Annotated in this window: 5 protein-coding genes; 3 read left to right on the top strand and 2 right to left on the bottom strand. The window is 56.5% G+C overall.

From position 1 onward, the window contains the following. Nucleotides 1-373: 373 nt before the first annotated feature. Nucleotides 374-2,020 (bottom strand): dihydroxyacetone kinase subunit DhaK, encoded by a 1,647-nt coding sequence (locus ACJ9N4_RS18565; RefSeq protein WP_182919021.1) that lies wholly within the window; start codon nt 2,018-2,020, stop codon nt 374-376. Nucleotides 2,021-2,157: 137 nt separating this feature from the next. Here ACJ9N4_RS18565 and ACJ9N4_RS18560 point away from each other — a divergent pair, with 137 nt between their 5' ends. Then, nucleotides 2,158-3,660 (top strand): helicase HerA-like C-terminal domain-containing protein, encoded by a 1,503-nt coding sequence (locus ACJ9N4_RS18560; RefSeq protein WP_182920073.1) that lies wholly within the window; start codon nt 2,158-2,160, stop codon nt 3,658-3,660. On the opposite strand, the gene ACJ9N4_RS18555 is transcribed toward ACJ9N4_RS18560, so the two are convergent. Continuing rightward, the gene (locus tag ACJ9N4_RS18555; protein WP_182274579.1) at nt 3,640-4,581 is read right to left on the bottom strand and encodes a TIGR01212 family radical SAM protein; all 942 of its coding nucleotides are present in this window, start codon (nt 4,579-4,581) and stop codon (nt 3,640-3,642) included. The two genes, ACJ9N4_RS18560 and ACJ9N4_RS18555, sit on opposite strands and share 21 nt — an antisense overlap. 682 nt (nt 4,582-5,263) lie before the next feature. Here ACJ9N4_RS18555 and gltB point away from each other — a divergent pair. Then, the gene (gltB, locus tag ACJ9N4_RS18550; protein WP_182274580.1) at nt 5,264-9,724 is read left to right on the top strand and encodes a glutamate synthase large subunit; all 4,461 of its coding nucleotides are present in this window, start codon (nt 5,264-5,266) and stop codon (nt 9,722-9,724) included. Between the two features lie 9 nt (nt 9,725-9,733). Beyond that, a complete protein-coding gene (gltD, locus tag ACJ9N4_RS18545; protein WP_182272809.1) occupies nt 9,734-11,152 on the top strand; it encodes a glutamate synthase subunit GltD in 1,419 nt (472 codons plus the stop codon). The last annotated feature ends 125 nt before the right edge of the window (nt 11,153-11,277 follow it).

Genomic DNA, 11,277 nt, shown 5'->3' with positions numbered 1-11,277 from the left:
ACAACGGAGGGTTAACACCTGCCGAGATGGAAAGACAAAGAACCTCAGGTCGTGTCCAAATTAAGTAGACCACTTCATGCCCGACCCGAAGCCTGAAGGAATAAGCTGAGGGTACCGCGCAGCGGCGATTTTCCTGCCGGGAGCCCGGGTTGCCAGGGCGGTGGCGGTGAACCGCCCTGGCACGTTCACCTGTATCGTCGTTACAGAGCAGCAATCAACATAAAGTGAACGGAATAACCACTACTGCTTTATGTTCCCCCTCACCCCAGCCCTCTCCCTCAAGGGAGAGGGGGTATTCTGTGCCAACCTGTAATTTGTGGGGAACCCTCAGCCCACAGGGAGAGGGTGCAAGCACTAAAACCTGTAACGCGTGTTACCGTTTTGCTTCTGCCATTGCCTTAAACACCTCTGCAACCGCAACCGCCCCCGGATCCATCACACCGTCCAGATTATCTTTGTTCACATACGACGAACGTCCCGCGCCAGCTTTCACCATTTTCGCCGTTGCATCCGCGCCCTGCTGTGCGGCCCGCGCCGCCGCCTGAAGATCGCCCTTTTGCAGTGCCTCCAGCGCCGGTTGCAGCGCGTCGATCAAGGTGCGATCGCCGAGATCCGCCCCACCATACTGCTTCACCTGCGCAAGCCCGCTCAGCAATGCCTGCGGCAACGACTGCCCGTCATGCCGCTTTTGTCCTGCCGCCGTGAAGAAGATCGACATTAATACGCCACTCGATCCCCCCATCACCGTTGCCAGCCGTTCACCTACCAGTAACAGCAGCGTCGACACGTCATTAAGCGGAAGCGCGTTCTCTTCCAGACGCTGCGCAATATCCCGTGCCCCTTGCGCAAAGGTCGAACCCGTATCGCCATCACCCACTTTGGCATCCAGCGCATTGAGTCGGTTTTCCAGCTTAATCAACGTGTTTGTTACCAAAAACACATACTCGCCCACCTGCTGATTGGTCGACGGGGTATATTCCACGCGATCGTGGATCGCGCTGTGCGGGATCGTGCGCAAAGGCGCAAAAGCGACGGGTTTCTGCCAGCCCAGCGTTTCCACCTCCTCAGCGATCGCTTTTTCAAACAGATCGTTGAGCTTCAGTAGCGTCAGCGAAAAGCCCTTCATATCCAGCGCACTGACCAGCGGTGCCGGGCCAATCAGATACGCAATAGTGTCCTTCAGTGCCGAATGTGCCAGCTCTTTGGTCAGTAGCGCCATTTCAAGCGCCGACACGCCGCCGAGGTTGTTAATCAGCACCGCAAAGCGCCCCTCACCAGCCTGTGCTTTAAGTGGTGTCACCAGCGTGTCGATAATGGCTCTGCTGTTTTGCGTATCTACGACGGAAGCCCCTGGCTCACCGTGAATACCCAGCCCCAGCTCCACGTGACCTTGTCTGATGCGTCCTTCCTCATCATCACTGCCTGGCAGGTTGCAGGTTTGCATCGCAACCCCCAGACTCCAGAGGTTATCGCAAGCCTGTTGCGCAATGTCCCGTACTTCACTCAGCGATTTCCCGTGCTCCGCCGCGTAACCTGCAATCTTATGCACCAGCGCCGTACCGGCAATACCGCGCGGCTGCTTGTTATCCGGCAGGGCAATGTCGTCCGCCACAATCACCATCTCCACCTTCAGGCCGTAACGTTTCGCCTTTTCAGCGGCCAGGCCAAAGTTAAGCCGGTCGCCGGTGTAGTTTTTCACAATCAGCAGACAGCCACGGTCGCCCGTTACCGCCACAATGGCATTGAGCACGGCATCAACACTCGGCGAGGCGAACAGATCGCCACACACCGCCGCCGTCAGCATCCCCTTACCGACAAACCCGGCGTGCGCTGGTTCGTGGCCGGAACCACCGCCGGAGATCACCGCCACACGGCTTTTATCCCAGTCGCTGCGTGCCACCACACGAATGGCCGGATCGATATCGAGTTTGACAAGATTCCCGTGCGGGGCAGAAATCAGAATGCCTTCAATGGCATCGTTGACCAGTTGTTTGCGGTCGTTAAAAAAGAATCTGGACATAGTTTCCCTGGATGTTGTGAACCGTATGCAAAAGCATAGTCCGCGCTGGGCAATACGCCGCAAACTCAGGAATTTACTGAGCCAAAATGCCGTCAGGTTGCCTATACTCCACCCAGGACTAAGAGAGGACGCGTATGATGAGTACACCATTGTTAATTGCCCGGACGCTGGAAAAAGAGCTGTTTTTACTGCCGGCGATGGCAAACCGCCACGGCCTGATCACCGGAGCCACCGGGACGGGGAAAACCGTCACCCTACAGCAGCTGGCTGAGTCGCTTTCAGAGATTGGCGTGCCGGTTTTTATGGCCGATGTAAAAGGCGATTTAACCGGGGTGGCTCAGGAAGGCACTGCGTCGGAAAAACTGCTTGAGCGCCTGAAAAACATTGGCATCACGGACTGGACGCCACATAACAATCCGGTGGTAGTATGGGATATCTTTGGTGAAAAAGGCCACCCGGTGCGTGCCACTGTCTCCGACCTTGGCCCTCTGTTGCTGGCTCGTCTCCTCAACCTCAACGATGTGCAGTCGGGTGTGCTGAATATTATCTTCCGCATTGCCGACGACCAGGGACTGCTGCTGCTCGATTTCAAAGATCTGCGTGCCATTACGCAATACATCGGCGACAACGCCAAATCCTTCCAGAACCAGTACGGCAATATCAGCAGCGCCTCAGTGGGGGCTATCCAGCGTGGTTTACTGACGCTGGAGCAACAAGGTGCCGAACATTTCTTCGGTGAACCGATGCTGGATATCAAAGACTGGATGCGTACCGACAGCAACGGCAAAGGCATCATCAATATTCTGAGCTCAGAGAAGCTCTACCAGATGCCAAAACTCTATGCGGCAAGCCTGCTATGGATGCTCTCTGAGCTCTACGAACAATTGCCAGAAGCGGGCGATCTTGAGAAGCCAAAGCTGGTGTTCTTCTTTGACGAAGCGCATCTGCTGTTTAACGATGCACCCCAGGTGCTGCTGGATAAAATTGAACAGGTTATCCGCCTGATCCGCTCCAAAGGCGTCGGCGTCTGGTTTGTTTCGCAGAATCCGTCGGATATCCCGGATAACGTGCTGGGGCAGCTCGGTAACCGCGTGCAGCACGCCCTGCGCGCCTTTACGCCAAAAGATCAGAAAGCCGTTAAGGCCGCCGCACAAACCATGCGCGCCAATCCAGCGTTTGATACCGAAGCCGCCATCCAGGCGTTAGGCACCGGTGAAGCGCTGATTTCCTTCCTGGATGCGAAGGGCAGTCCGTCCGTGGTGGAACGCGCGATGGTGATTGCGCCCTGCTCACGGATGGGGCCAGTGACTGACGACGAACGCAACGGGCTGATTAACCACTCGCCCGTTTACGGTAAATACGAAGATGAAGTGGATCGAGAATCCGCATTCGAGATGCTGCAAAAAGGGGTACAGACGGCCACGGAATCACAGGATGCTCCCGCCGCCAAAGGCCAGTCCGCTGGCGTGGATGACGGCATTCTGGGTGGGCTGAAAGATATCCTGTTTGGCAGCACCGGGCCGCGCGGCGGTAAGCGTGATGGCGTCGTGCAGACAATGGCGAAAAGCGCGGCGCGGCAGGTGACCAATCAGATTGTACGCGGCATGCTGGGGAGCCTGTTAGGCGGTCGCCGCCGCTAAGCGGGGAACCCACGGGCGACCAAGTGCCGAGCCCTGCACACCGTGCTCGTGCAGATAGCGGTCAATTTCCACCATCCCCGTCCAGCGGTTCTCGCACCAGAGCGGTGCCAGAAGCGTTGGGCGGCGGGCGCTGGCGGAAATGCGGTGGTAAATAATCTCCGGTGGCGTATGGCGAATCATCTCCCCCGCCGTCACCGTATACTCGTCAAGTTCAATACCGTTTAACCGCCCGGCTTCCCAGGCTTTGGCCATAATGCTGCCCTTCACAATATGCAGCGGATGCAGTTTGATCCCGTCCACGCCAGTCTCAACCACCTTTTCCAGCGTCTCCAGACCGTGCTGTTGCCCTTCGCCGGGCAACCCCACAATCAGATGCGAACAAACTTTCAGACCGCGCTCGCGCGCCAGGCGCGTGGTGCGCTGGTAACAGGCGAAATCATGTCCACGGTTGATACGGTGCAGGGTTTTGTCGTGCGCCGTTTGCAAGCCCAGCTCCAGCCAGATCTCATACCCCTGCTCTTTGTATTCGCTGAGCAGATCCAGCACCGCGTCCGGGACACAGTCCGGACGAGTACCGACACACAAGCCAACAATACTGGCCTGGCTGACGGCCTGCTGATACATCGAGCGGAGCACCTGAACTTCCGCCCAGGTGCTGGTGTAGGCCTGGAAATAGGCCAGATACTGCTTTGCACGGTTCACCCGGCTTGCCTGATGAGCAAGCTGTTCCGCAATGGAATTGTGCTGCTGTGCTTCATCAGCAAACGAGGCGACGTTACAGAATGTGCAGCCACCGCGCCCGATAGTGCCATCGCGGTTCGGGCAGCTAAAACCACCGTGCAGCGTCAGCTTGTGAACCTTTTGCCCATAGCGCTGCAAAAGATCCCCACCAAACATATTGACTAATTTCTGTAACTGCATAATCTGATAGACCGTCCCGAAGAAAGGGGACAAGCCTGCCATTTTTAGCCTCTGTCGGCGATGACCTGGATCAATCGCCCTGGGCTGCCTTTATCTATCTGAATAAATAATCAGGATTACTGCAATTTCATTCACGCCAGGCGTGATTACTTTTCCTTATGTTCTGATGGTTTTTTTCATTTGCAGCGTCAACACTGAAAAACAGTGTCTTTATGCGGGTTTGCGACCAGTACCAGATTATTATTCTGCTAAAAAAATGTTATTCAGCACGGTACATTGCTAATACCGCTTTCATATAGTGAGTCAGATCACACTCCACGATGCCCTACCGGGGCGTTTAGTTGTTGTAAAAATAGTTAAATGCCATTTAAATACAACAACATAACCACTCTTTAGCACATTTTTGTATAAATAAGATTGCCATTTGACCTGTGTACCAATTCCCGATAAGTTGGAAATCCGCTGGAAGCTTTCTGGATGAGCGGCCTGCTCATCATATTTATGCAGTAATTGAGATTCCCTCTGAAGCAAGTCCTCAAACTTGTTTACCTGCGCGAAAGGATGAAAAAGAGGGCGAATGCGAGGTACGCGTATGAAGCGCAAACCCCGTCGCCATGCTCTTTCTGTGCCTGTGCGCCACGGTTCAGTGGGAAGCCCGACGAGCCTGGGGAGGTTCACTGATATGTTGTACGATAAATCCCTTGAGAAGGATAACTGTGGTTTCGGCCTGATCGCCCACATAGAAGGCGAACCTAGCCACAAGGTAGTGCGTACCGCCATTCACGCACTGGCCCGTATGCAGCACCGTGGAGCCATCCTTGCCGATGGTAAGACCGGCGACGGTTGCGGTCTGCTGCTGCAAAAACCCGATCGTTTCTTCCGTATCGTTGCGGAAGAGCGCGGCTGGCGTTTAGCCAAAAACTACGCTGTCGGTATGCTGTTCCTGAACCAGGATCCTGAAAAAGCTACCGCCTCACGCCGCATCGTCGAAGAAGAACTTCAACGTGAAACCCTGTCTATTGTCGGCTGGCGCGATGTGCCAACCAACGAAGGGGTGCTCGGTGAAATCGCCCTCTCCTCGCTGCCTCGTATTGAACAGATTTTCGTCAACGCGCCTGCGGGCTGGCGTCCACGTGATATGGAACGCCGTCTGTTTATCGCCCGCCGCCGCATTGAAAAGCGTCTTCAGGAAGATAAAGAGTTCTACGTTTGTAGCCTCTCTAACCTGGTGAACATCTATAAAGGTCTGTGTATGCCGGCTGACCTGCCGCGCTTCTACCTGGACCTGGCGGATCTGCGTCTGGAATCGGCCATTTGCCTGTTCCACCAGCGCTTCTCCACCAACACCGTACCACGCTGGCCACTGGCTCAGCCGTTCCGCTACCTGGCGCACAACGGCGAGATCAACACCATCACCGGTAACCGCCAGTGGGCACGCGCCCGTACCTATAAGTTCCAGACACCGCTGATCCCTGACCTGCACGACGCAGCGCCGTTCGTCAACGAAACCGGTTCTGACTCCAGCTCAATGGATAACATGCTGGAACTGCTGCTGGCAGGCGGTATGGATATCGTTCGCGCCATGCGTCTGCTTGTGCCACCAGCCTGGCAGAACAACCCGGATATGGATCCAGAGCTGCGCGCGTTCTTTGACTTTAACTCTATGCACATGGAGCCGTGGGACGGCCCGGCGGGCATCGTGATGTCCGACGGTCGTTTTGCTGCCTGTAACCTGGACCGTAACGGTCTGCGTCCGGCGCGCTACGTCATCACCAAAGATAAGCTCATCACCTGTGCCTCCGAAGTAGGTATCTGGGATTACCAGCCTGACGAAGTGGTCGAAAAAGGTCGCGTCGGCCCTGGCGAACTGATGGTTATCGACACCCGTGGCGGGCGCATTCTGCACTCCGCTGAGACCGATAACGATCTGAAAAGCCGCCATCCGTACAAAGAGTGGATGGAGAAAAACGTTCGTCGCCTCGTGCCGTTCGAAGATTTGTCGGATGAAGATGTTGGCAGCCGCGAAATGGACGATGACACCCTCGCGAGCTTCCAGAAACAGTTTAACTACAGCGCCGAAGAGCTGGACTCGGTTATCCGCGTGCTCGGCGAAAACGGCCAGGAAGCGGTCGGCTCAATGGGTGATGACACCCCGTTTGCCGTGCTCTCCAGCCAGCCTCGCATCATTTATGACTACTTCCGCCAGCAGTTTGCGCAGGTAACCAACCCGCCAATCGATCCGCTGCGTGAAGCACACGTGATGTCGCTGGCGACCAGCATTGGCCGTGAGATGAACGTCTTCTGTGAAGCGGAAGGCCAGGCACACCGTCTGACCTTTAAATCACCGATCCTGCTGTACTCCGATTTCAAACAGCTCACCACCATGAAAGAGGAGCACTACCGCGCTGACACGCTCGATATCACTTTCGACGTGACCGAAGCGACTCTCGAAGAGACGGTGAGTGCGCTGTGTGACAAAGCTGAACTGATGGTGCGTAACGGTACCGTTCTGCTGGTGCTGTCAGACCGTAATATCGCGAAAAACCGTCTCCCGGTACCTGCGCCAATGGCGGTGGGTGCGATTCAGACGCGTCTGGTCGATAAGAGCCTGCGCTGCGACGCCAACATCATTGTGGAAACCGCAAGCGCCCGCGATCCGCACCACTTTGCCGTGCTGTTAGGCTTTGGTGCAACGGCGATCTATCCGTACCTGGCTTACGAAACGCTGGCTCGTCTGGTCGACACCCGCGCGATTGAAAAAGAGTACCGTGCTGTGATGCTGAACTACCGTAACGGCATCAACAAAGGTCTGTACAAGATCATGTCCAAAATGGGCATCTCAACAATTGCATCTTACCGCTGTTCGAAGCTGTTTGAAGCGGTCGGTCTGCACGACGATGTTGCTAACCTCTGCTTCCAGGGCGTGATCAGCCGCATCGGCGGTGCCGGTTTTGCTGACTTCCAGCAGGATCTGGTGAATCTGTCGAAACGCGCCTGGCTGGCACGTAAGCCGCTGGATCAGGGCGGTCTGCTGAAATACGTTCACGGTGGCGAATACCACGCCTATAACCCGGACGTGGTGCGCACGCTGCAACAGGCTGTTCAGAGCGGTGAGTACAGTGATTATCAGCAGTATGCTGAACTGGTCAACAACCGTCCGGCAGCCACCCTGCGCGATCTGCTGGCACTGAACCCGGGTGATGATGCGGTCAGTATCGACGACGTTGAACCTGCGTCCGATCTGTTCAAGCGTTTCGACACCGCAGCGATGTCTATCGGCGCGCTGAGCCCGGAAGCCCACGAAGCGCTGGCCGAAGCCATGAACAGCATCGGCGGTAACTCGAACTCCGGCGAAGGCGGTGAAGATCCTGCCCGTTACGGCACCAATAAAGTGTCCCGTATTAAGCAGGTGGCATCCGGTCGCTTTGGCGTGACGCCAGCGTACCTGGTCAACGCCGACGTGATTCAGATTAAAGTCGCTCAGGGTGCAAAACCGGGCGAAGGCGGTCAGTTACCGGGTGACAAAGTGACCCCGTACATCGCCAAACTGCGCTACTCGGTACCGGGCGTGACGTTGATCTCCCCGCCGCCGCACCACGATATTTACTCTATCGAGGATTTGGCGCAGCTGATTTTCGACCTGAAACAGGTCAACCCGAAAGCGATGATCTCCGTGAAGCTGGTTTCCGAACCGGGTGTCGGCACCATCGCAACCGGCGTGGCGAAAGCCTACGCTGACCTGATCACCATCGCCGGTTACGACGGTGGTACCGGGGCAAGCCCACTCTCCTCCGTGAAATACGCGGGCTGTCCGTGGGAGCTGGGGCTGGTGGAAACCCAGCAGGCGCTGGTCGCTAACGGCCTGCGTCACAAGATCCGTCTGCAGGTGGATGGTGGCCTGAAAACTGGCCTCGACATCATCAAAGCGGCGATCCTGGGTGCGGAAAGCTTTGGCTTCGGTACCGGCCCGATGGTTGCGCTCGGCTGTAAATACCTGCGTATTTGCCACCTGAACAACTGCGCAACCGGTGTTGCTACCCAGGACGAGAAGCTGCGTAAGAACCACTATCACGGCCTGCCGTTCAAAGTGACGAACTACTTTGACTTCATCGCCCGTGAAACCCGTGAGCTGATGGCGCAGCTGGGCGTGAAACGCCTGGTGGATCTGATTGGCCGTACTGACCTGCTGAAAGAGCTGGAAGGCTTCACCGCCAAACAGCAGAAGCTGGAGCTGTCTAAGTTGCTGGAAACCGCACAGCCGCATGCTGGCAAAGCGGTCTACTGCACCGAGAACAACCCGCCGTTCGACAACGGCGTGCTGAACGCGCAGTTGCTGCAGCAGGCGAAATCGTACGTGGATGAGAAACAGAGCAAAACGTTCTGGTTTGATATCCGCAACACCGACCGTTCTGTTGGCGCATCGCTCTCCGGTTACATCGCGCAAACGCACGGCGACCAGGGTCTGGCAGCCGATCCGATTACCGCACACTTCAGCGGTACCGCGGGTCAGAGCTTCGGCGTGTGGAACGCCGGTGGCGTTGAGCTGTACCTGACTGGCGATGCCAACGACTACGTCGGTAAAGGCATGGCGGGTGGTTTGCTGGCGGTGCGTCCTCCGGTGGGTTCTGCCTTCCGCAGCCACGAGGCGAGCATCATTGGTAACACCTGTCTGTACGGTGCGACTGGCGGTCGTCTGTTTGCAGCGGGTCGTGCGGGTGAGCGTTTCGCAGTGCGTAACTCCGGTGCCATCACCGTAGTGGAAGGCATTGGCGATAACGGCTGTGAATATATGACGGGCGGGATTGTTTGCGTAATGGGTAAAACCGGCGTGAACTTCGGCGCAGGCATGACAGGCGGTTTTGCTTACGTCCTGGATGAAGACGGTGAGTTCCGCAAACGCGTGAACCCGGAACTGGTGGAAGTGCTGGATGTTGAATCGCTTGCCATCCACGAAGAACACCTGCGCGGTTTGATTACCGAACACGTGCAGCATACCGGTTCTTCGCGCGGCGAAGAGATCCTGGCGAACTGGCCAGCGTTCTCTGCGAAATTCGCGCTGGTTAAACCGAAGTCCAGCGATGTTAAAGCACTGTTGGGTCACCGTAGTCGTAGCGCAGCAGAGCTGCGTGTGCAGGCGCAGTAAGGGGTAGCAATGAGTCAGAACGTATACCAGTTTATCGACCTGCAGCGTGTTGATCCGCCAAAGAAACCGCTGAAGATCCGTAAAATTGAATTTGTGGAAATCTACGAGCCGTTTTCAGAAGGCCAGGCCAAAGCACAGGCAGACCGCTGCCTGTCCTGCGGTAACCCTTACTGTGAATGGAAATGCCCGGTGCACAACTACATCCCGAACTGGCTGAAACTCGCCAACGAAGGACGTATTTTTGAAGCCGCCGAGCTGTCTCACCAGACCAACACCCTGCCGGAAGTGTGCGGCCGTGTGTGTCCTCAGGATCGTCTGTGTGAAGGTTCCTGTACGCTGAACGACGAGTTTGGCGCGGTGACTATCGGTAACATCGAGCGCTATATCAACGATAAAGCGTTCGAGATGGGCTGGCGTCCGGATATGACCGGCGTGAAGCAAACCGACAAACGCGTGGCGATCATCGGTGCGGGCCCGGCAGGTCTGGCCTGTGCAGACGTTCTGACCCGTAACGGCGTGAAGGCGGTGGTCTTTGACCGTCACCCGGAAATCGGCGGTCTGCTGACCTTCGGTATCCCGGCCTTCAAGCTGGAAAAAGAGGTTATGACTCGCCGCCGTGAAATCTTCACCGGTATGGGCATTGAGTTCAAACTGAATGTGGAAGTGGGCCGCGATGTGCAGCTCGACGATCTGCTGAAGGACTACGACGCCGTGTTCCTGGGCGTAGGGACCTATCAGTCCATGCGCGGTGGTCTGGAAAACGAAGATGCGCCAGGTGTTTACGACGCTCTGCCGTTCCTGATTGCTAACACCAAGCAGATTATGGGCTACGGCGAAACCGCCGATGAGCCTTACGTCAGCATGGAAGGCAAACGCGTGGTGGTGCTGGGTGGCGGTGATACCGCGATGGACTGCGTGCGTACCTCCATTCGTCAGAATGCAACGCACGTCATCTGTGCCTATCGTCGTGACGAAGAGAACATGCCGGGCTCTAAACGCGAAGTGAAAAACGCGCGTGAAGAGGGCGTGGAGTTCCAGTTCAACATCCAGCCGCTGGGTATTGAAGTGAATGCCAACGGCAAAGTGAGCGGCGTGAAGATGGCGCGCACAGAAATGGGTGCGCCAGATGCGAAAGGCCGTCGTCGTGCGGAGATCGTTGCCGGTTCCGAGCATGTGATCCCGGCTGATGCCGTTGTCATGGCGTTCGGCTTCCGCCCTCACAGCATGGAGTGGCTGGCGAAGCACAGCGTTGAGCTGGATTCTCAGGGCCGCGTGATTGCGCCGGAAGGCAGCGACAACGCGTTCCAGACCAGCAACCCGAAAATCTTCGCCGGTGGTGATATCGTTCGCGGTTCTGACCTGGTGGTGACGGCAATTGCCGAAGGCCGCAAGGCCGCTGACGGGATTATGAACTTCCTGGAAGTGTAATACCTTTCTGACTCCCCAGTCCTGGAGCCACATTCAGGGATGGGGAGTCTGTTCTACTCCCCCGCTTTTCATATCGCCTCTGTCACGGCAGGATGGTCCGAAAGTCTGGATAGCCAGGCCGCCTG

This window comes from Enterobacter sp. LM3 (assembly GCF_046622475.1).
Lineage (GTDB): Bacteria > Pseudomonadota > Gammaproteobacteria > Enterobacterales > Enterobacteriaceae > Enterobacter > Enterobacter cloacae_P.
This window is presented reverse-complemented; position numbering and strand designations above follow the sequence as displayed.